Genomic DNA, 21,035 nt, shown 5'->3' on the forward strand with positions numbered 1-21,035 from the left:
TCGGCATCAAAGGGACGAACGCGTGGCGCTGTCGGCGGATCGGGGAGGCTAGCCTGGGCGCATGTGGATCGTGTTCGCCTGCGGGTCGGCGCTGTTCGCCGGGCTGACGGCGGTACTCGCCAAGGCGGGCATCCGGGAGATCGACTTCACCCTGGCCACCGCCCTGCGCACGCCCGTCGTGCTGGTGGCGGCCTGCGCCATGGTGCTCATCCGGGGCTCGCAGTCCCAGATCGCGAGCATTGACGCCGCCACCCTCGGCTGGCTCATCGCCTCGGGGCTGGCCACAGGCGCCTCGTGGCTCTGCTACTTCAAGGCACTCCAGCTCGGCGAGGCCTCGAAGGTCGCGCCGATCGACAAGCTGAGCACGGTGCTCACGGTGCTGCTCGCCGTGCTTCTCCTGGGCGAGTCGTTAACGGTGATCGGGGGAGTGGGCGTGGTCCTCATGGTCGCGGGGACGCTGCTCATGCTGGACCGTTCCGATGCCGTGACCCTCGCCCCTAGGCGTGCCGGCTCCCGGGGATGGCTGCTCTACGCGCTGGGGTCAGCGGTGTTCGCGGCGCTGACGGCGATCCTCGGCAAGCTCGGGATCGTCGGCGTCGAGTCGAACCTGGGGACGGCGATCCGCACAGCGGTGGTCCTGGTGATGGCCTGGGCGATGGTAGCCGTCAGCGGACGACGGCGCCCGCTGCCCTCCCTGCCCCGGCGCGAGGTCATGCTGGTGCTTGCCTCAGGCTTGACGACCGGGGCCTCATGGCTCTGCTTCTACAGGGCGCTGCAGGATGGCCCCGCCAGTGTCATCGTTCCGATCGACAAGCTGAGCATCCTCGTGACCGTCGCGTTCTCCGTCCTCATCCTGCGCGAGCGCCTGAGCCGGCGCTACCTCGCGGGCCTCGCCCTGCTGACACTCGGCACCCTCGCGATGGTGCTGTAGTGGCATCAGCTTGGCCCACATCTGCTGCTTCTATCGCTGGCGAACCTCTGTCCACCTAATTTTCACAGTCGCTTTCGCTGCCACAGGTACCTGGAGAGTCAACGATCTCGTCATCGATTTCGTTCCACCATTCTGCCCCATCGCGGTTGTCGTTTTGGATTATGTCAATGCTTTTGGTGATCCGTTGTGATTTTGCGACTTCAATCCCGTCGGTTACGCCGACAATCCTGAAAAATTCCTGGCTATTAGTGGAGAAGCACGCAAGTGCTTGATCTCGCCTGGCCGTGTCCCCGCTAGTCAGGGGCTCCACTAGCTTCAATTGATCGTGTTTCGGGAACAATTGGAGTCCCAACTTGTCTCTAGGAGTGAAAATGGCGACTCTTGAAGGTGATGGCGAATAGACAACTCCCTCGGAGTCGACGAGTGATAATTTTATTCGGTAAGCATGAATTCCGGATTCTCTATCTTCTTCGGCGGCATCTTCTGGTGGGGAGAATATGATTTATATTAGAGCACTTCCGTTGGAAGGTACCTCGTGGCACAAAGGGAATTCTTGTTGTTCTCCTGGGGTTGGGTCGACCGCTAAACGCACTTTGTAACACATGCCTGGCTCCACCGCACCCTCGGAGACGCACCTGCCTAGGTAGGCGTAGTTCTCATATGTGATGATGCCTCGCACAAGTTCGGTGGGCAGTTCTCCTTGAGTGTTGCTAAGACGTAATTGAACGCCTCCTGGAACGATGTTGCCGTCTCTTGTCTTTTTTGAGCTGTATACAACTATGTCATCGATTTTTGTATGCGCGCGCTTTTCATGTATGAAAGTTTTGTATACTTCAACGCCTCCGGCGGTCAATGCGCCTACCCCTCCAAGCGCCCCTAGTCCTGACAATATAGTTTCTCGTCGCGATGGCTTTCCTTTATGGTTCAGCGTCTGTTCCAAGGTGTCGATTTTTTTGTCGATACGATCGTGTAATTTGTCGACGCGGTCAATGGATTCGCTCAGCCTGTTGAGGTTCTGTCGAAACTTTCTCATGGCGTTCCTTGCTTTGCTTGCGCTATTGTGTAGGGTTGTGTGCTTTTGTTATGATCCGCAATGTGGTGAATAACATATTCGATAGCGGGTGAGGTGGACTTGGTTTGTTAGGCTTTCAAAGCTATTCCTTTGAGAGTGTCGTCTATGCGTCGCAGATGTTCTCCTACCTGCTGCGACGCGGGGGTTCGCGGCGCTGCGCAACGCAGCGAGGGTATCACCGGGCCGTGCCCTCTCGGGCGGGCTGACCAGGCCCGTCATCCCTGCCGTCGAGTTCGTACCGTTGACGCCGAAATCTGAAGGTAAGGGTACGAAGTCGACACCAAAGTGACGATCTCGGCGGGCAGACGGGCGGGAGGGCTCGGGCAGGCGGGTGGGAGGACACATAGGCAGCCCGCTCGGCGCCGTCGGGCGGATCTTGCCCGCCCCGGTAGGATCAGAGGCGATGACCAACGCGCCCATCGACCCAGTAGCGGCCCCGCACATGCCGCAGACCACCTCGCCAGGCTCCGCCAGCCCTGCCACCCGCGCCCCCGGCCGCCACACGGCCGCTCCTCCGGCAGCCCCCGCCTCCTCACCCAGCGCCCCGCCCCCCTCCGAGGTCACCCGCACCCTCGTCCTGCCTCCGGACCTCGCACTCGTCTCCCTCCTCGGCGTGCGCGACGAGGTCCTGCGCGCCATCGAGAAGGGCTTCCCCGCCGCGGACATTCTCGTGCGCGAGACCGAGATCCGCGTGACCGGCGAGCCCGGCGTCGTCGACACCGTCATCCTCCTGCTCTCCGAGCTCATCGACGTCGCCCGCGCAGGCACACCGCTCACCGCCGACGCCGTCGAGCGCGCCATCGGCCTCCTCGCCGCCGCCACCCACCCCGCCGACATCCTCGCTGAGGACGTCCTCACGGCCCGGGGCCGCACCATCCGCGCCAAGTCGCTCGGCCAGAAGAAGTACGTCGACGCCATCGAGGGCGCCACCATCACCTTCGGCATCGGCCCGGCCGGAACCGGCAAGACCTACCTCGCCATGGCCAAGGCCGTTGACGCCCTCGCCCGCCACCAGGTCTCCCGCATCATCCTCACCCGCCCCGCCGTCGAGGCAGGCGAGAACCTCGGCTTCCTGCCCGGCACCCTCACCGACAAGATCGACCCCTACCTGCGCCCCCTCTACGACGCCCTCCACGACATGCTCGAGCCCGAGGCCCTGCCCAAGCTCATGGCCGCCGGCACCATCGAGGTCGCGCCACTGGCCTACATGCGCGGGCGCACTCTCAACGACGCCTTCGTCATCCTCGATGAGGCCCAGAACACCACCCCCGAGCAGATGAAGATGTTCCTCACCCGCCTCGGATTCGGCTCGAAGATGGTGGTCACCGGGGACATCTCCCAGATCGACCTGCCCGGCTCGCGCCCCTCCGGCCTCATCGTCGTGCGCCGCATCCTCGACGGCGTCGACGGCATCTCCTTCTGCGAGCTCGGCGCCGCCGACGTCGTCCGCCACCGCCTCGTCGGCCGCATCATCGACGCCTACGCCGCCTACGACGCCGAGACCGCCGCCGCCCAGGCTCTCCGCGACGGCGCCGGCGCCCCCGCCGCCCCCTCCCACCGCTCGCGCGGCCAACGCACCGCCCGGCCCACCCATCACGCCCCCACGAGGAGCCGCGCATGACCACCGAGATCAACAACGAGACCGAGGTCGCCATCGACGGCGCCGAGTTCGCCGCACTGGCCGACCACGTCCTGGCAGCCATGCACGTCAACCCTCTCGCCGAGCTCAACATCCTCTTCATCGACCCCGAGCCCATGGAAGAGCTCCACGTCCGCTGGCTCGACCTGCCCGGCCCCACCGACGTCATGAGCTTCCCCATGGACGAACTGCGCCCAGGCGATGAGGAGAACCCTGCCCCCGCCGGGACCCTCGGCGACATCGTCATCTGCCCGCAGGTGGCCGCCAAGCAGGCCATCGCCGCAGGCCACTCCGCCGTCGAGGAGATGCTGCTGCTCGCCACCCACGGCATCCTCCACCTGCTCGGCTACGACCACGCCGAGCCCGAGGAGAAGAAGGAGATGTTCGACCTCCAGCGCACCCTCCTCCTCACCTTCCTCGCGAGCAGGGGCGCATGACCGGCACACCCGTCGCCCTCCTCATCACCGCCTCGGTCCTCATCCTCGCCGTGGGCGCCACCCTCTCCGCCGGGGAGGCCGCCCTTGCCCGCATGACCCGCGCCGCCGCCGAGGACCTCGTCGAGGACGGCCGCCGGGGCGCCGTCCGCGTCCTCGCCCTGGCCGAGCGCCGCGGCGAGGTGCTCGGCACCATCGGCGCCGTGCGTATCGGCGTCGACATGCTCGCCGCCGTCCTCGTCACCCTCGCCGTCGCAGGCCTCCTCAGCTCCTGGTGGCAGGTCCTCCTGGCCGCCTCCTGCGTCAACGCCGTCCTCCTCGGGCTCGTCGTCGGCATCTCCCCGCGCCGCCTCGGGCGCCGCAACCCCGAGGGCACCCTCCTCGCCCTGGCCGGCCTCCTGCGCCGCGTCGACGCCGTCGGCGCACCCTGGCGCTGGTGCGAGGCCCGATTCGGCCGCGCCTCCACCCTCACCGAGGCCGAGGCCCGCGAGGCCGTCACCCAGGACCTGCGCGAGATGATCGACGAGATCGGCGAATCCGAATCCATCGAGGACGAGGACCGCGAGATGATGCGCAGCGTCGTCGAGCTCGGCCAGACCCTCGTGCGCGAGGTCATGGTGCCCCGCCCCGACATGGTCACCATGGAGGAGAGCAAGCCCATGGCCGCCGCCATGCGCCTGTTCATCCGCTCCGGCTACTCCCGCGTCCCCATCATCGGGGAGGACGCCGACGACGTGCGCGGCATCCTCTACCTCAAGGACGTCCTGCGCCGCCTCGCCGAGCACCCCGAGCACGAGGCCCGGCCCGTCGTCGACTTCACCCGCGAGGCCGTCTACGTCCCCGAGACCAAGGCCGCCGACGACCTCCTGCGCGATATGCAGTCCGGGCGCTTCCACATGGCCCTCGCCGTCGACGAGTACGGCGGCATCGCCGGCCTGGTCACCATGGAGGACCTGCTGGAGGAGGTCGTCGGCGAGCTCACCGACGAGCACGACCACGCCGAGCCGGAGGTCGAGGACCTCGGCGGCGGCGCCTACCGGGTGCCCGCCCGCCTCGGCCTCGACGAGCTCGGCGAGCTGTTCGACCTCGAGATCGACGACGACGACGTCGACACCGCCATCGGCCTGCTCACCAAGGCCATCGGCCGAGTCCCCCTGCCCGGCGCCGTCGGCGACTGGCAGGGCGTCCGCCTCACCGCCGGAGAGGCCTCCGGCAGGCGCCGCCAGGTCGCCACCCTCCTGGCCACCCGCAGCCCCGACACCGACGACGAGAGCAACCACCGAGCATGAGCACCGAGAACGCAGAGAACACAGAGCGCACCGAGCCCGCCCCCATCCGCTTCCCCTCCGACGCCGAGCTCATGGCCGGCGAGAACGCCCTGGCCAGCGCCGGCCTCACCGACCTTGCCGACGACGACGGCGGGGTCCCCGCTCCCGGCGCCATCGGCGACGCCGCCGTGGGACTCTCCCTGCCCGAGTTCCCCGAGGGCTTCCGCGCCGGCTTCGCCTGCCTCATCGGGCGCCCCAACGCAGGCAAGTCCACGCTCACCAACGCGCTCGTCGGCACCAAGGTCGCCATCATGTCCGACCGCCCCCAGACCACCCGCCACAACGTGCGCGGCGTCGTCCACCGCGAGGACTCCCAGATCGTCCTCGTCGACACCCCCGGCATGCACCGCCCCAAGACGCTCCTGGGCAAGCGCCTCAACGACCTCGTCCGCGAGACCCTCACCGACGTCGACGTCATCGCCTTCTGCATCCCCGCCAACGAGAAGATCGGCCCCGGGGACCGCTTCATCGCCCGCGACATCGCCGAGCTGCGCGCCCCCGTCGTCGCCGTCGTCACCAAGGCGGACACCGTCGGCAAGGAGGCGCTGGCCGCCCAGCTCCTCGCCGTCAACGAGCTCGGCGACTGGGCGGACATCGTGCCCGTCTCCGCCACGCGCGGCGAGCAGATCGACGTCCTCACCGAGGTCCTCGCCAGCCACCTGCCGCCCTCGCCGCCGCTCTACCCCACCGGCGAGATCACCGACGAGCCCCGCGACCTCATGATCGCCGAGCTCGTCCGCGAGGCCGCCCTGGAGGGCGTGCGCGACGAGCTCCCGCACTCCCTGGCCGTCATCGTCGACGAGGTCATGGACCCGCGCGGTTCCACCCCCGGCAGCCTCGGCCCCGTCAAGGGCGCCGGGAACCGCATGCAGGTGCGCGTCAGTCTCGTCGTCGAGCGCGACTCCCAGAAGGCCATCGTCATCGGCAAGGGCGGGGCCCGCCTCAAGGAGATCGGCGTGCGCGCGCGCCGCGGCATCGAGGACTACCTGCGACGCAAGGTCTACCTCGACCTCCACGTGCGCACCGCCAAGGACTGGCAGTCCGACCCCAAGGCCCTCGCCAAGCTCGGCTTCTAGCACCTTCCCAGGAACAATCAGGGCCGAAAGTCCTGCACGTCGCGGTGCCGTGGCGCACACTTGGATCAGCCCCTGATCATCGAGTGAGAGCGAACCGCACATGACCACCCAGGACAGCCCCGCCCCGACGAGTCCCGCCCCCACCCGCGCCTGCCCCGACGACCTGTGGGCCATCGGCCAGCGCGCCACCACCCGCGCCCGCCGCTGGGCCGACGAGTCCTCCCACGAGCCCGTCCCGCGCTCCGCCTCGCTCCTGGCGGGCATCCTCGCCGACCCCGACGGCCTGGAGTTCACCACCCGCTTCACCGACGACGTCGTGCGCCCTGCCGACCTCGACGTCGCAGGCGCCGCCCTGGCGCGCCTGGCCGCCAAGCGCACGAGCTTCCTGCCCATGCTGCTCGGCGCCGCCACCGGGGTCGGCGGGCGCGTTGCCCGCCTCGCCCCGCGCACCGCCGCCAAGATCGCGCGCCGCACCTTCCGCGAGCTCGTCGGCGACCTCGTCGTCGACGCCTCCCACGCCAGCCTCGGGCCCGCGCTCGCCCGCCTGCGCGAGGGCGGCAACCGCCTCAACGTCAACCTCCTGGGCGAGGCGGTCCTGGGGGAGAAGGAGGCCGAGCGGCGCCTGGCCGCCGTCGCCAGCCTCGTCACGCGCGACGACGTCGACTACGTCTCCATCAAGGTCTCCGCCGTCACCGGCCCCCACAACCCCTGGGGCCACGAGGAGGTCGTCGCCCACGGCGTCAAGGCCCTCGCGCCCCTCTACCGCGCCGCCCGCGACCACGGCACCTTCCTCAACCTCGACATGGAGGACTACAAGGACCTCGATCTGACCATCGAGGTCTTCACGGCCATCCTCGACCAGCCCGACCTGCGCGATTACGAGGCCGGCATCGTCCTGCAGGCCTACCTGCCCGACTCCCTGGCCGCCATGGCGCGCCTCCAGGATTGGGCCGCCGCGCGCGTCGCCTCCGGCGGCAGCCGCGTCAAGGTCCGCATCGTCAAGGGCGCCAACCTGTCCATGGAGCGCGTCGACGCCGAGATCCACGGCTGGGAGCTCGTCACCTGGCCCAGCAAGCAGGCCACCGACACCCACTACAAGCGGATGCTCGAATGGGCCATGACCCCCGAGCGCCTGGCCAATATCCGCCTGGGAGTGGCCGGGCAGAACCTCTTCGACATCGCCTTCGCCTACGAGCTGCGCGAGGCCCGCGGCGCCCAGGACGACGTCGAGTTCGAGATGCTCTCCGGCATGGCCACCGGCATCGCCGAGGTCGTGCGCCGCGACGTCGGCCAGCTCCTCCTCTACGTCCCCGTCGTCGACCCCGACGAGTTCGACGTCGCCATCTCCTACCTCGTGCGCCGCCTCGAGGAGAACGCCGCCCCCGAGAACTTCATGTCCGGCGTCTTCGACCTCGCCTCCGACCCCGCCGTCTTCGCCCGCGAGCAGCAGCGCTTCCTCGACGCCCTCGCCGACCTCGACCCCAGCGCACCCGTACCCGCGCCCCGCCGCGCGCAGGACCGCCTCGCCGAGCAGGCCGCCCCCGTCCCCGAGGCTCCCGCGCCAGGCGCCCTGCCCGAGTACGCCTCCACCCCCGACTCCGACCCCGCCCTTCCCGCCAACCGCGAATGGGCCCGCCGCATCGCCGCCGCCATCCCCGGCTCCCAGCGTGGCCTCGACGACGTCCGCGCGGGCGAGGCCTTCCTCGCCACCGTTGGGGACGTCGACGCCGCCATCGCCGGGCTCACATCCGCCCAGAAGGCCTGGGCCGCCCGGCCCGCCGCCGAGCGCGCCGCCATCATCCACCACGCCGGGGACGTCCTCGCCGCCCGCAGAGCCGAGCTCATCGAGGTGGCCGCCGCCGAGACCGGCAAGACCATCGACCAGTCCGACCCCGAGGTCAGCGAGGCCATCGACTTCTGCCACCACTACGCGCGGATGTCCCTCGAGCTCGTCGACCCCGACTACCTCGCCGGCGCCCGCTTCACCCCCGCAAGGGTGAGCGTCGTCGCCTCGCCGTGGAACTTCCCGCTGGCCATCCCCACCGGGGGAGTCGTCGCCGCGCTGGCCGTGGGCAGCGCCGTCGTCCTCAAGCCCGCCCCGCCAGCCAGGCGCTGCGGGGCCGAGATCGTGCGCGCCCTCCACGCCGCCGGCGTGCCCGAGGACGTCCTCATGCTCGCCCCCATCGAGGACGGCGAGGTCTCCCAGCGCCTCGTCACCCATGAGGGCGTCGACCGCGTCATCCTCACCGGCTCCTACGACACCGCCCGCCTCTTCCGCTCGTGGAAGCCCGGCATGCGACTCCTGGGGGAGACCAGCGGCAAGAACGCCATCATCGTCACCCCCTCGGCGGACCCCGACCTCGCGGTGCGCGACGCCGTCGCCTCCGCCTTCGGGCACGCCGGCCAGAAGTGCTCGGCCGCCTCCCTCCTCTTGCTCGTCGGCTCCGCCGGCAGGTCGGAGCGCATCGCCCGCCAGCTCGTCGACGCCACCGCCTCCCTGCGGATCAAGGGCCCCGAGCACCTCGACTCCCAGATGGGGCCCGTCGTCGTCCCCGACGACGCCAAGGCGCAGCGGGGACTGACCGCCCTGGGCGACGGGGAGCACTGGGTGCTCGCCCCCAAGCACCTGGGCGGTGGCCTGTGGCGCCCCGGCATCCGCGCAGGCGTCGCGCCCGGCAGCGAGTACCACCTCACCGAGTACTTCGCCCCCGTCATCGGCGTCATGCGGGTGGACACGCTGGCCGAGGCGATCGAGGTCGTCAACGCCGTCGACTACGGGCTCACCTCCGGGCTGCAGACCCTCGACCCCGACGAGCTCGCCCAGTGGCTCGACGGCATCGAGGCCGGCAACCTCTACGTCAACCGCGGCATCACCGGCGCCATCGTGCGCCGCCAGCCCTTCGGCGGCTGGAAGCGCTCCGCCATCGGCACCACCACGAAGGCCGGCGGGCCCTCCTACCTGCTCGGCCTGGGGGAGGTCTCTCCCGACTCGGGCGCCGAGACCGGGGTCGAGAGCGGGTCGCTCGACGGCATCGACGAGCGCGTCGCGGGCCTTTTCGAGGCCGTGCGCCACGAGCTCGTCCGCTCCGACGCCGCATGGCTGCGCCGCGCCCTGGCCGCCGACGCCGCCGCCTGGCAGGAGAGGTACGGGCAGGCGCTCGACGTCACGGGGCTCGCCTGCGAGCGCAACATCCTGCGCTACCGGCCCACCCCCGTCATCGTGCGCTCCGTGCTCGGCGTGGAGACCGTCGACCTCGTGCGCGTCCTCGCCGCGGGCGTCCTCGCGGGCGGGGATGTGGAGCTCTCCGTGGAGGCGCCGCTGCAGGCGGGCCTGACCGCCGCGGCCCAGGCGGCGGGCGTGCGCGTGGAGATCGAGCCCGAGGGCGTGTGGAGCGCCCGCCTGGCGGACCTCGGCACATCGAACGCCCTGGGCACGCGCGTGCGGATCCTCGCCCCGCGGGGCGTCCCCGAGGCCTCCGTCTGGGAGGAGGCGACGTCGCTGACGATCGGCAGCCCCGACGTCGCCCTCTACACGGGTGCGGTCACCCCCTGCCCGCACACCGAGCTCCTGCCCTTCCTGCGCGAGCAGTCCATCGCGATCACCAACCACCGCTTCGGCACGCCCCTCGACCTCGCCGCTGGCCTGGTCTGACGCGGTATCGGGGCCGCGAGGGCGCCCTGGCGGGCCGAAGGGCGGCTGACGTGAGCGCGGGGCGCTGCGGGCACATGTATGGTCTGGCCATGCTCTTCTCCCCAAGAACATGCCTCCCGACCCCAGTTGGCCAGCCGTGACGCGGCTGGACTCGCTCACAGGCCTGCGCTGGTGGGCGGCCTTCGCCGTCTTCCTGTACCACATGAGGAATCTGGCCCCAGTGCCGCTGCTCGGCGAGGTCGCCCGTTTCGGCAACCACGGCGTCGCATTCTTCTTCGTGCTCTCGGGCTTCGTGCTCACCTGGTCCGCCGGCCAGGCGGGGACCACGGCCCGCAACTTCTACTGGCGGCGCTTCGCCCGCATCTACCCCGCCCACGTCGTCGCGCTTCTCCTGGCGATCCCGGTGTTCTACTCCGTGGCGCCCGATCCCGGCCAGCCCTGGGTCAAAGAACTCGCTGCTGCGCCCCTGCTCCTGTCACTGGTGCTGCTGCAGAGCTGGTCCAATGAGCCCGTCATCCTCTTCTCCGGCAACCCGGCGGCCTGGACCCTCGGCGTCGAGGCCTTCTTCTACCTCCTGCACCCCTGGGCCAACCGCGGTCTGGGCAAAGTCCGCGAGCGGGGGACCCTAGTGCTGCTCGTAGGCGTCATCTCGCTGATCATGGCGCACCGGGTCGCCGCGCTCCGTGCCCCGGCGGGCTGGCTCTCCCAGCTACCGACGCCGGTGGCGAGGCTGGGGGAGTTCGCCCTGGGAATGGTGATGGCCCGGCTCGTCCAGCTCGGCGTCGGCCGATGGGTCCGCCCGTGGATGGGCTACTGCGCGGTCGGCGCCTTCGTCGGCTGGTGCGTCCTGTCCCGCCACTACGGATGGTCGGACACCTGGTCCCGCACCGCGCAGCGCTTCGAGCTCCAAGTCCTCGCCGTGCTGTTCGCCCTGCTCATCCTCGGTATCGCGAACCGCGACCTTGCCCAGGGCCGCTCCTGGCTCCGCCACCGGCTGGTGGTCACACTCGGGACCTGGTCCTTCGCCTTCTACCTCGTTCACGCCACCGCCATGTACGCGGTTCGCGACGCCGTCGGGCTCCAGCCCCAGAGCGTCGGCAATCTCGTGTGGTACCCGCCGGTGCTCGCGATCGCGCTCGCACTGGCCTGGGCGCTGTACCGATTCATCGAGCACCCGCTGGAGCGGCGCATGCGCCACTGGGGCAACGTGCACCTGGCGTGAACGCGCTACCGGCAGCATCACCGGATCGCGCTCGCGGGTCACGTCAGCGGGGGGAACTCCTCCAGGGAGAACACCGACTCCACGGGCACGTCGAAGTAGCGCGCGATGCGCAGCGCAAGGTGGAGGGACGGCGCGTACTCGCCCCGCTCCAGGTAGCCGATGGTCTGGTAGTGGACCCCCAGGGCCTCGGCGAGGTCCCTGCGGGAGACCCTCCGGTCGGTGCGCAGCAGGGCGATCCGGTTGTGGACGGACTCCTCGCTCATCACAGGCCCTGCTGGGAGCGGAGTTTGGACTGCATGCGGGCCAGGTTACCCAGGCTCTCCTTGCGGAACGAGGAGCGCACGATGAAAGGCGCGCAGGCGAAGCCGATCACCGCCCAGGCGATGAGCACGCATACCGCCAGGACGGGGTGGAAAGCCCCGCCGATCTCCCAGACGGGATCGCCCACGAGCGCCCACCGGCTGAGGTGCCCGGCCCAGTAGGTGGGCAGGGCCTGCTGGATGGCCTGCAACCACGTGGGCATCTCCGGCAGGGGGAAGACGAAGCCACCGGTGAGCACGAGCGCTGACATGCCGAGGAAGGAGAGCATCATGGAGGACACGCCGCGCGAGGCGGCGGCAATGAGGAAGCCCAGGGGCGCCGAGGCAGCGGCCCCGAGCACGAGCAGCGGCAGGCAGATGAGGACCTGCGAGGCGCTGATCGGCAGCGAGCGCACCGCGAGGATCACGCCGATGAGGATCGCGCCCTGGATGAGGAAGGTCTGGACGAGGGCGGTCACGAGCTTGCCCAGCGCCCACACCAGCGGCCCATGGGGGAGGACCCTCACCCGCACCAGGGCGCCGCCGATCCGGTCGGTGTAGGCCTCGCCCCCGATCTGCAGGGGGATGAAGCCGCTGATGGCGCCCACGGCCCCGGCCGCCATGACGGCGCCGAAGGGCAGGGCCGTGCCCTCAAGGGGCTTGTGGCCGAGCGCGCCGACCAGGACGAAGACTCCCGCCGATGCGAGGATGGAGAGGATCCCGCTGCCCAGGAGGACGGGGCGCAGGTCCCCAATGGCCTGGCGCCCCACGGCGCGTGCGATGGCGAGCGCGGTGCTCATGACTGCTCCTTCTTCACAAGGGCGAGGTAGGTCTCCTCGAGGCTGGGACGGGTGATGGTGAGGTCGCTGATCGCCGTCAGGTCCAGACTGGCGACGAATCGCTCGGGGGAGGGCGTGGCGTGGACGTGGCGGTGCCCGTCCTGCGTCCAGGTGACCTCGGCATCGTGGGTGAGGCGCTCGCGCAGCTCGGTGACGGTTCCGTCCGCGAGGATCCTGCCCTCGCTCATGATGAGCACGCGAGAGGCGATCCGCTCCGCCTCGGCGAGGTCGTGGGTGGTCATGAGGACGGTCGCGGCGTCGTCGACCCGGTCGAGGATGACGTCGTGGAGGCGCGCTTTGGAGACCGGGTCCAGCCCGGTGGTCGGCTCATCGAGGATGAGGACCTCGGGGCGTGCGATGAGGGCGGCTGCGACGTCGATCGAGCGCCGCTGCCCGCCGGAGAGGCGGGAGATCCGGCTCGTGGCCTTGTCCGCGAGCCCGACGGCGTCGAGGGCCTCCGATACCGTCAGCAGGTCCAGGGGGTCGGCCGCGGTGGAGGCGGAGGCATGCATGGCGCGGATCCACTCGAGTTGGTCGGCGACTCGCCACTTGGCGTGGTCCGACCAGTTCTGCTGCACCAACCCCACACGTGACCAGAAGCGCGCGCCAGCCCTGCGGGGATCGGTGTCCAGGACCTGGACCGTTCCGGCATCCGGGGTGAGTGAGCCGAGAAGGTTCTCCACGAGGGTGGTCTTGCCGACGCCGTTGGGGCCGAGGAGGCAGACGACCTCACCCGCGCTGATGGTCAGGTCGATTCCGTCCAGGACGGGCCCCGTGCCATAGGAGAACTCAAGGCCCTCCGCGGAGATGACCGTGCTCATCGACGCCTCCTGGACGATCTGTAGGTCTGCTGTGGTGTGTAGTAGACATACTATATCATGTTGAAGTGATCTGATAGAGAGGGACGCGTGGGCGGGGCTGGCCCGCTGCCGAACCGGTCTCGCCGTGCTGTTCGCCCGGTCTCGCCGTGCTGTTCGCCCGGTCTCGCGGTGCTGATCGCCCGGTCTCGGCGGGGGAGTGGGTCCGGAGTGTGGTTTGTCCTGACGGGGCGTCGCATTTGGAGTACGGTCGGAACCATGTCAGTGAAGCGAGCGATACCAGCAGTGATGCCAGTGCGGCACCGGGCCCCGCGCCCGGGCAGCGGCCTGCTGCTTAGCCGCCGCGGCGGGGCCTGACAGGCCGGCACCCCGACCGCGGCGATCCGCGCTGCCAGCCGCCGGGCGCCACGCCGCGCCTGACCGCCACCACTGACCTGAGGATCCACCATGCGCACCGCACTCCCCGCACCCCAGCAGCCCTCCGGCATGCCCTTCGCCAAGTACCAGGCCTTCCAGGACACCGTCGTCACCGACCTCCCGGACCGCACCTGGCCCACCAAGCGCCTCACCGCAGCGCCCCGCTGGCTGTCCACCGACCTGCGCGACGGCAACCAGAGCCTCATCGAGCCCATGGGCCCCGAGGCCAAGCGCGCCATCTTCGACCTCCTCGTGCGCATCGGCTTCAAGGAGATCGAGGTCGGCTTCCCCGCCGCCTCCCAGACCGACTTCGACTTCGTGCGCAGCCTCGTCGACGACGGCGCTATCCCCGAGGACGTCACCATCTCCGTCCTCACCCAGTCCCGCGAGGACCTCATCGACCGCACCCTGGACGCCTGCGTCGGCATCCCGCGCGCCACCGTCCACCTCTACAACGCCCTGTCGCCCCTCTTTCGCGAGGTCGTCTTCCGCATGGGCAAGGAGGACATCCGCGAGCTCGCCGTCGACGGCACCCGCATGGTCATGGCCCGCGCCGAGAAGATCCTCACCGAGGACACGATCTTCGGGTACGAGTACTCCCCGGAGATCTTCGTCGACACCGAGCGCGACTACACCCTCGAGGTCTGCGAAGCCGTCATGGGCGCCTGGGAGCCGGGCGAGGGCCGCGAGATCATCCTCAACCTGCCCGCCACCGTCGAGCGCGCCACCCCCAACGTCTACGCCGACCAGATCGAGTGGGTGAGCCGCCACCTGTCCCACCGCGAGCACGTGTGCCTGTCCCTGCACAACCACAACGACCGCGGCTCGGGCGTGGCCGCCGCCGAGCTCGGCCTGCTCGCGGGCGGCCAGCGCGTCGAGGGCTGCCTCTTCGGCCACGGCGAGCGCACCGGCAACGTCGACCTCGTCACCCTGGCGCTCAACCTCTTCAGCCAGGGCATCGACCCCATGCTCGACCTGTCCGACATCGACGAGGTGCGCCGCGTCGTCGAGCGCTCCACCCAGATGGACGTCCCCCCGCGCACCCCCTACTCCGGGGACCTCGTCTACACCTCCTTCTCCGGCTCCCACCAGGACGCCATCAAGAAGGGCTTCGCCGCGCGCGCCAAGGCCGTCGAGGCCAAGCGCGCCGAGGGCCTGGACGCCGACGCCGCCGAGACCGCCGTGCCCTGGTCCATGCCGTACCTGCCCATCGACCCCCACGACGTGGGCCGATCCTACGAGGCGGTCGTGCGCGTCAACTCCCAGTCCGGCAAGGGCGGGGTCGCCTACCTGCTCAAGAACAGCCACAACCTCGACCTGCCGCGCCGCCTCCAGATCGAGTTCTCCCGCATCATCCAGCGCCACACCGACACCTACGGCGGGGAGGTCGACGCCGCCCTGCTCTGGCGCATCTTCGCCGACGAGTACCTGCCCATCGACGCCGTCGTCCACCGCGACGGGCTGGAGGATCTCGCCCCCTGGGGCCGCTTCGAGTTCAACGGCGCCACGCTCACCTCCACGCATGACGAGGACTCGATCCTCACCGTCACCCTTGCCGACGGCGGGGAGAAGCGCCTGCTCACCGCCTCCGGCAACGGGCCCGTGGACGCCTTCACCTCCGCCCTGGAGCAGACCGGCGTGTCGCTGCGCATCCTCGACTACGCCGAGCACGCCCTGTCCGAGGGCCGCGACGCGACCGCCGCCTCCTACGTCGAGTGCGAGGTCGACGGCCAGGTCCTGTGGGGCGTCGGACTCGACCCCTCCATCACCACCGCCTCCTTCAAGGCGATCATCTCCGCCGTCAACCGCGCCCTTCGCTGAGCCGACGGCGGGCCCGGCGGGCTGAGCGAGCCCGGTGGGCCCCGCTGGCCCAGCGATCCCGGCGGCGCGGGGAGGGCGCCCGCCCCGCCTCGCCGCCGGGCCGCTCCTCGCGTGAGAGGATCAGCCCGTGCAGAGGCTCTACCGCGACGAGGCCCTCGTCCTGCGCACCCACAAGCTGGGTGAGGCCGACCGCATCATCGTCATGCTCACCCGCCACCACGGGCAGGTCCGGGCCGTCGCCAAGGGCGTGCGGCGCACCACCTCCCGCTTCGGCGCGCGCCTCGAGCCCTTCTCCATGATCGACGTCCAGCTCCACGCCGGGCGCAGCCTCGACGTCGTCACCCAGGTGGAGACCATCGCCCCCTTCAGCCGGTCGATCGCCACCGACTACGCCATGTTCACCTGCGCCCAGACCATGGCCGAGACCGCCGAGCGCCTCACCGAGGACGACGGCGACCTCGGCACCGGCGAGTCCCCCCAGCAGTTCCTCCTCCTCTACGGGGCCCTCGCCTCCCTGGCGCGGCGCCGCCACGCCCCCGGCCTCGTCCTCGACTCCTACCTCCTGCGCGCCCTCGCCCTGGCCGGGTGGGCGCCGTCGTGCTTCGACTGCGCCATCTGCGGCGCCCCCGGGCCCCACACCGCCTTCCAGGTCCAGGCCGGCGGGGCGGTCTGCGAGGGCTGCCGACCCGCCGGGAGCGTCACCGTCGACCCCTCCGCCATGGCCCTCATGGGAGCCCTCCTGTCCGGCGACTGGCCGCTGGCCGACGCCTCCACCAGCCGCGACCGCGCCCAGGCCTCCGGCCTCGTCTCCGCCTACACCACCTGGCACCTGGAGCGCCGCCTGCGCTCCCTCGCCCTCGTCGAAAGAGCCTGATATGACCGCCGCCGACCCCACCCTCGCCCCCGAGTCCGTCCCCCTCCACCGCGAGGGCCTCACCCCTCCGGCCCTCCCCGCCGCGGCGATCCCCGAGCACGTCGCCCTCGTCATGGACGGCAACGGCCGCTGGGCCAACAGCCGCGGCCTCACCCGCACCGAGGGCCACCGGGTGGGGGAGTCCACCATGATGGACGTCATCGCCGGCGGGGTCGAGCTCGGCATCAAGGAGATGAGCGTCTACGCCTTCTCCACCGAGAACTGGCGCCGCAGCCCCGCCGAGGTCCGCTTCCTCATGGGATTCGCCCGCACGGTCCTGCGCGCCCAGACCGACGACCTCAACGACTGGGGCGTGCAGGTGCGATGGGTGGGCCGCGAGCCCAAGCTGTGGAAGTCCGTCCTCAAGGAGGTGCGCCGCGCCGAGCGCATCACCGCGGGCAACTCCACCATGATCCTCAACATGTGCCTCAACTACGGGGGCCGGGCCGAGATCGCCGACGCCGCCCGCGCCATCGGCCAGGAGATCGCCGCCGGGCGCCTCAAGCCGGGCGCCATCACCGAGAAGACGATTCAGCGCCACCTCTACTCCCCGACCATGCGCGACGTCGACCTCTTCATCCGCACCTCCGGCGAGCAGCGCACCTCGAACTTCCTCCTGTGGTCCTCGTCCTACGCGGAGCTCTACTTCACCGACCTGCCCTGGCCCGAGTTCAACCGCGCCGAGCTATGGAAGGCCTGCGCCGCCTACGCCTCGCGCAACCGCCGCTTCGGGACCGCGATCGACGCCGTCGCCGAGAGCACAAAGGACACAGGGGACCCAGAGGGCGCGGGCGACGGCGAGTAGCGCCGAGTCGCGCGCCGCCCGCGAGTTTCCTCAGGCCAGCGGGTGCCCCGCCCTCATCTCCGCGATGAGCTGCTCGACGACGCCGCCCAGGCCGGAGTCCTCATGGGCCCGCCGCTGGCGCTCGTACCCCGCGCCGCCTACGAGGATCCCCTCGACGAGCGCCAGGTCCTCGGCGCAGCCCAGGCGCTGCGCGACGGGCTCCAGCTCGGCCACGAGCGCGGACAGGGAGTCCCGCAGCGGCATCTGCTCGCCGTCGGGGCCCGTCACCACCATCGCGTCGAGCCCGTAGCGGGCCGAGCGCCACTTGTTCTCCGCCAGGAACCAGCGCGGCAGGCGTGCCAGGGGGAGTCCGTCGTCGAGCCGCTGCGAGGCGGCCTCCACGAGGCACTGCGTGAGCGCGGCGATCGCCCGCACCTCCAGGAGGTTGGAGGAGGCGTCGCAGATGCGCGCCTCGATCGTCCCGAAGCCGGGGGAGGGGCGCACGTCCCAGCGCAGCTCGTTGAAGCTCTTGATGGCGCCCGCCCGCCTCATCGAGTCCGTGAGCTCCTCCAGCCCCTCCCAGTCCTCGGGCCACTCGGGCAGGCCCGCGTGGGGGAGCTGGCGGAAGATCCAGGCGCGGTTGTCCGCGTAACCGGTGTCCTCCCCATCCCAGAACGGCGAGGCCGCCGCGAGCGATTGCAAGTGGGGCAGATGGGCGAGCAGGTGCTCGCCGATGGGTAGGACCTTGCCCCGGTCCTCGACTCCCACATGCACATGGGTGCCGAAGATGAGCATCTGGCGGCCCCAGTACTGGGTGCGGTCCACCAGCGCGCCATAGCGCTCGGACTCCGAGACCCCCTGGCTGGACGGCGAGACGAAGGGATGCGTGCCCGAGCCCACGAGGACCGCGTCATGAGCCTCGACGAAGGGGGCGAGCATGTCCAGGGCCGTGACCATGTCCGCCGCGCACTCGGCGACCGTCCGCCGCGGCCTGCTGACCAGCTCGAGGGTGTTGCGCAGCATCTCGGAGTGGATCCGCCCGTGCGCCGGGTGGGCGTGCGCGAACTCGGCCAGGATCTCCGGGGCGCAAGGGATGGGGCGCAGCGTCACGGGATCGATGATCTGCAGCTCCCACTCCACGCCGATGGTGGAGCGGGCCGAGGCGGCGAATCTCAGGGACATGGAGGGTCCCTCCTACATGGTGAGTGTGTGCGCGTAATGGTTGGTGAAGGCGGTGATGAGGGCGTTGGCGCCGGTGACATCGGCGCTGTCGCAGCGCTCGATGACGGCGGCCCGCTCCTCGGGCGGGTAGTAGGCGCCCCCGTACTGGGCGATGCGGATGCGCATGCCCTCGGTGGTGATCTCCGGGTGGAACTGGGTGCCGTAGACATGGCGTCCCCATCGGGCCATCTGCACCTGGCAGGTGGTGCCGGTCAGCAGGATCGTCCCACCGCCCGGCAGGGCGCCGTCGAGCCCGACGGCGAGGGAGTCGGCGTGCCCCACATAGCCGCGCAGCGCCGTCGGGAGCCGGCCCGTGACAGGATCGGCGAGCCCGGCCTCGGTGGGCCTCAGGTGCGGCGCGCTCAGGTCCTCGCCCTGGTCGCTCGTGAGCTCCCCGCCCAGGGCGAGGGCGATCGCCTGGAGGCCGAAGCACAGGGCGAGCGCGGGCCGGTCCTCGGCCACGAGCCGCCCGGCCAGGGCCACCGCGCGACGGCGCATGCGCTCCAGCGCCGCCATTCCCCCGGCGGGAGGGTGCTCGGCGTCGTGGACGGGATCGGGGCGGATGCCGAAGGGGGAGCCCGTGATCGCCACCGCCCAGTAGCGGTCGAGGTCAATGTCCTCGGGCTCGGGCGCGTCGGGGGCAAGGAGGTGGACGGTCTCGATGCCGCGCTCGGGGTCGAGGCCGCCCCATTCGATGAGGGTGGCGATCTCGTCGTCGGCGATGGGGCCCGGCTCGCGGCACACGGCCACGAGCAGGGGACGCGCGGGGGCGGGTCTCTCAGCGCGGGGGGATCGGCCCAGGCGCTCGTCGATCATCAACTGCCTCCTGACGGCGGGGTGCGGAGCGAACAGCAGAGATCATCGCACCGATGAGGGCCGTGAGGGCGTATCCGCCCACGAGGAGGACAACGATCATCGCTCCTGGCGAGACTGGGATGACGTAGGTGATGACCAGGCCGGCAACGCAGGAGGCCACGCCGATGCCCATGGCGAGCGCCATGGTGCGGCTGAAGGAGTGGGTGACGAGCTGGGCGATCGCCACCGGGACGATCATGACGGCCGAGACGAGCAGGGAGCCGACCACCCGCATCGACACGCTCACCGTCAGCGCCGCCATGACGGCGATCGTGATGTTGAGCAGGCCCGTGGGCAGGCCGATCGAGCGGGCGAACTCCTCGTCGTGGCACAGGGAGAACAGGGGGCCGCGCAGGCCCAGGCCCACCGCCAGGACGAGGAGGGCCAGGATGACGGTGAAGACGACGTCGGAGGGCGAGGCCGTGGACAGCGAGCCGAAGAGGTAGGCGTTGAGGTTGGTCGAGGTCCCTCCGGCCACCTTGATGAGGATGACGCCCCCGGCGATACCGCCGTAGAAGAGGATGGCCAGGGCGACGTCGCCGCGCGTGCGCCCGCGGGCGCGGATCACCTCGATGAGGACGGCGCCCAGCACCGAGGCGGTGATGGCGCCGGGGACCGCCCAGGCGTCCTGCGGGGTGGTGCCCGCGGCGGAGCCGGCCAGCCAGCCCAGGGCGACGCCGGTGAGCGAGATATGGCCGATGCCGTCCCCGAGCAGCGCCAGCCCCCTCTGGACGAGGTAGGTCCCGACGATCGGCGCGACGAGCCCGACGAGCACGGCGACGATGAAGGCGCGCTGCATGAAGGAGGCCGAGAGCATCTCGGACAGCAGGCCGGTGGGGGAGGCCAGGGCGGCAGAGGCGTGGGCCGTGGAGGCCAGTGCGCTCGCGGCGCCGATTCCCGTGACGGCGGTCATGAGCAGTGGCTCCCCTCATTGGACGTGGTGGGCGCCATGGAACCGGCGGGGCCGTCGAAGACGACCCGCCCCTCCTCCAGGGCCACCGCGCGCTCGACGATCCCCGCCAACTCGCCCATCTCGTGCAGGACCGTCAGCAGCGTGAGCCCCTCGGCGCGCAGGGAGGCCAGGATCGCGGCCAGGGACTCGCGGCTGGAGCGGTCGATCCCCGCCAGGGGCTCGTCGAGGATGAGCAGGTCGGGGTGGCGCACGAGGGCCCGGGCGATGAGGACGCGCTGGGCCTGGCCCCCGGAGAAGACCTGCACGTGGTCGCTGGCGCGATCGGCCAGCCCGACGGCGTCGAGAGCCTCCATCGCCGCGGCCCGGGCGCGCCTGCCGCGATCGGCGAAGGGGTGGCGCGGCCCGAGCAGGCCCGAGCGCACCACCTCCAGGGCGGTGGCGGGCACTCCCGCGGCGGCGCCGACGCGCTGGGGGACGTAGCCGACGCGGCGCCAGTCGACGCCGGCGCGCCGGGCGACGTCGCGCCCGAGCAGTCGCACGCTGCCCGAGTAGGCGGGGTGGAGGCCGAGGATCGCCTTGACGAGGGTGGATTTGCCCGAGCCGTTCGCCCCGAGGAGCGCGACCGACTCGCCCGCTCCCACGGTGAGGTCGACGCCGTCGAGGATGAGCGCGGAGCCGAGGACGACGCTCAGATCGTCGACCTCGATGATGGGCGTACCGGACGACGCCGTCCGGGGGGTCCCGGACGGCGTCGTCGTCGGCTCCTGGGCGGAGCGGGGGTGATTCATGCGATCCTTCCAT

18 protein-coding genes are annotated in these 21,035 nt (G+C 70.7%); 10 read left to right on the top strand and 8 right to left on the bottom strand.

Translation table 11 applies throughout. The features are described 5' to 3' along the window. The first annotated feature begins 61 nt into the window (after positions 1 to 61). Complete coding sequence (locus tag A1QA_RS0108085; protein ID WP_017178405.1) at positions 62 to 931, top strand: EamA family transporter; 870 nt, start codon at positions 62 to 64, stop codon at positions 929 to 931. A gap of 502 nt (positions 932 to 1,433) precedes the next feature. Here A1QA_RS0108085 and A1QA_RS15935 read toward each other — a convergent pair. Beyond that, positions 1,434 to 1,964, bottom strand: a complete 531-nt coding sequence (locus A1QA_RS15935; protein ID WP_154652328.1) for a hypothetical protein — start codon at positions 1,962 to 1,964, stop codon at positions 1,434 to 1,436. A gap of 442 nt (positions 1,965 to 2,406) precedes the next feature. Between A1QA_RS15935 and A1QA_RS0108090 the strand changes: the two genes are divergently transcribed. The 6 genes from A1QA_RS0108090 to A1QA_RS0108115 all read left to right on the top strand — a co-directional run bounded on the left by A1QA_RS0108090 (position 2,407) and on the right by A1QA_RS0108115 (position 11,354). Then, on the top strand, positions 2,407 to 3,624 hold the full coding sequence (locus A1QA_RS0108090; RefSeq protein WP_017178406.1) for a PhoH family protein: 1,218 nt from the start codon (positions 2,407 to 2,409) through the stop codon (positions 3,622 to 3,624). Next, the gene (gene ybeY / locus A1QA_RS0108095) at positions 3,621 to 4,079 is read left to right on the top strand and encodes an rRNA maturation RNase YbeY (protein ID WP_017178407.1); all 459 of its coding nucleotides are present in this window, start codon (positions 3,621 to 3,623) and stop codon (positions 4,077 to 4,079) included. The genes A1QA_RS0108090 and ybeY overlap by 4 nt, the downstream gene beginning before the upstream one ends. Further along, positions 4,076 to 5,365, top strand: coding sequence for a hemolysin family protein (locus tag A1QA_RS0108100; protein WP_017178408.1), 1,290 nt, complete (start codon positions 4,076 to 4,078; stop codon positions 5,363 to 5,365). The genes ybeY and A1QA_RS0108100 overlap by 4 nt, the downstream gene beginning before the upstream one ends. After that, positions 5,362 to 6,480 (top strand): GTPase Era, encoded by a 1,119-nt coding sequence (gene era, locus A1QA_RS0108105; RefSeq protein ID WP_017178409.1) that lies wholly within the window; start codon positions 5,362 to 5,364, stop codon positions 6,478 to 6,480. Before A1QA_RS0108100 ends, era begins: the two co-directional genes overlap by 4 nt. Before the next feature lie 100 nt (positions 6,481 to 6,580). After that, positions 6,581 to 10,132, top strand: a complete 3,552-nt coding sequence (locus tag A1QA_RS0108110) for a proline dehydrogenase family protein (protein WP_017178410.1) — start codon at positions 6,581 to 6,583, stop codon at positions 10,130 to 10,132. A 136-nt stretch (positions 10,133 to 10,268) separates the two neighbouring features. Continuing rightward, a complete protein-coding gene (locus tag A1QA_RS0108115; protein WP_017178411.1) occupies positions 10,269 to 11,354 on the top strand; it encodes an acyltransferase family protein in 1,086 nt (361 codons plus the stop codon). A 38-nt stretch (positions 11,355 to 11,392) separates the two neighbouring features. On the opposite strand, the gene A1QA_RS0108120 is transcribed toward A1QA_RS0108115, so the two are convergent. The 3 genes from A1QA_RS0108120 to A1QA_RS0108130 are packed head-to-tail and all read right to left on the bottom strand — an operon-like array spanning position 11,393 to position 13,313. Then, complete coding sequence (locus tag A1QA_RS0108120; protein ID WP_017178412.1) at positions 11,393 to 11,617, bottom strand: helix-turn-helix transcriptional regulator; 225 nt, start codon at positions 11,615 to 11,617, stop codon at positions 11,393 to 11,395. Then, positions 11,617 to 12,453: an ABC transporter permease gene (locus A1QA_RS0108125; protein WP_017178413.1), complete on the bottom strand. Its 837-nt coding sequence runs from the start codon at positions 12,451 to 12,453 to the stop codon at positions 11,617 to 11,619. Before A1QA_RS0108125 ends, A1QA_RS0108120 begins: the two co-directional genes overlap by 1 nt. Beyond that, on the bottom strand, positions 12,450 to 13,313 hold the full coding sequence (locus A1QA_RS0108130) for an ABC transporter ATP-binding protein (RefSeq protein ID WP_017178414.1): 864 nt from the start codon (positions 13,311 to 13,313) through the stop codon (positions 12,450 to 12,452). The genes A1QA_RS0108125 and A1QA_RS0108130 overlap by 4 nt, the downstream gene beginning before the upstream one ends. Before the next feature lie 444 nt (positions 13,314 to 13,757). On the opposite strand from A1QA_RS0108130, the gene leuA reads away from it, so the two are divergent. From leuA to uppS, 3 genes are all read left to right on the top strand, one after another. After that, positions 13,758 to 15,548 (top strand): 2-isopropylmalate synthase, encoded by a 1,791-nt coding sequence (leuA, locus tag A1QA_RS0108135; protein ID WP_017178415.1) that lies wholly within the window; start codon positions 13,758 to 13,760, stop codon positions 15,546 to 15,548. A gap of 127 nt (positions 15,549 to 15,675) precedes the next feature. Further along, positions 15,676 to 16,422 carry a DNA repair protein RecO gene (gene recO / locus A1QA_RS0108140; protein ID WP_017178416.1) on the top strand — a complete coding sequence of 249 codons (747 nt, stop codon included), beginning with the start codon at positions 15,676 to 15,678 and terminating at the stop codon, positions 16,420 to 16,422. Between the two features lies 1 nt (position 16,423). Further along, complete coding sequence (gene uppS / locus A1QA_RS0108145; RefSeq protein WP_017178417.1) at positions 16,424 to 17,266, top strand: polyprenyl diphosphate synthase; 843 nt, start codon at positions 16,424 to 16,426, stop codon at positions 17,264 to 17,266. A 30-nt stretch (positions 17,267 to 17,296) separates the two neighbouring features. On the opposite strand, the gene A1QA_RS15940 is transcribed toward uppS, so the two are convergent. From A1QA_RS15940 to A1QA_RS0108165, 4 genes are all read right to left on the bottom strand, one after another. Then, positions 17,297 to 18,427, bottom strand: a complete 1,131-nt coding sequence (locus A1QA_RS15940) for a carboxylate-amine ligase (protein WP_017178418.1) — start codon at positions 18,425 to 18,427, stop codon at positions 17,297 to 17,299. A 12-nt stretch (positions 18,428 to 18,439) separates the two neighbouring features. After that, complete coding sequence (locus A1QA_RS15945; RefSeq protein WP_017178419.1) at positions 18,440 to 19,282, bottom strand: glutamine amidotransferase-related protein; 843 nt, start codon at positions 19,280 to 19,282, stop codon at positions 18,440 to 18,442. Beyond that, positions 19,245 to 20,138, bottom strand: coding sequence for a metal ABC transporter permease (locus A1QA_RS0108160; RefSeq protein ID WP_043508476.1), 894 nt, complete (start codon positions 20,136 to 20,138; stop codon positions 19,245 to 19,247). Before A1QA_RS0108160 ends, A1QA_RS15945 begins: the two co-directional genes overlap by 38 nt. A gap of 92 nt (positions 20,139 to 20,230) precedes the next feature. Beyond that, on the bottom strand, positions 20,231 to 21,022 hold the full coding sequence (locus tag A1QA_RS0108165) for a metal ABC transporter ATP-binding protein (RefSeq protein WP_017178421.1): 792 nt from the start codon (positions 21,020 to 21,022) through the stop codon (positions 20,231 to 20,233). Positions 21,023 to 21,035: the final 13 nt, after the last annotated feature.

It is taken from the genome of Actinomyces timonensis DSM 23838, from assembly GCF_000295095.1.
GTDB classification, from domain to species: domain Bacteria; phylum Actinomycetota; class Actinomycetes; order Actinomycetales; family Actinomycetaceae; genus Actinomyces; species Actinomyces timonensis.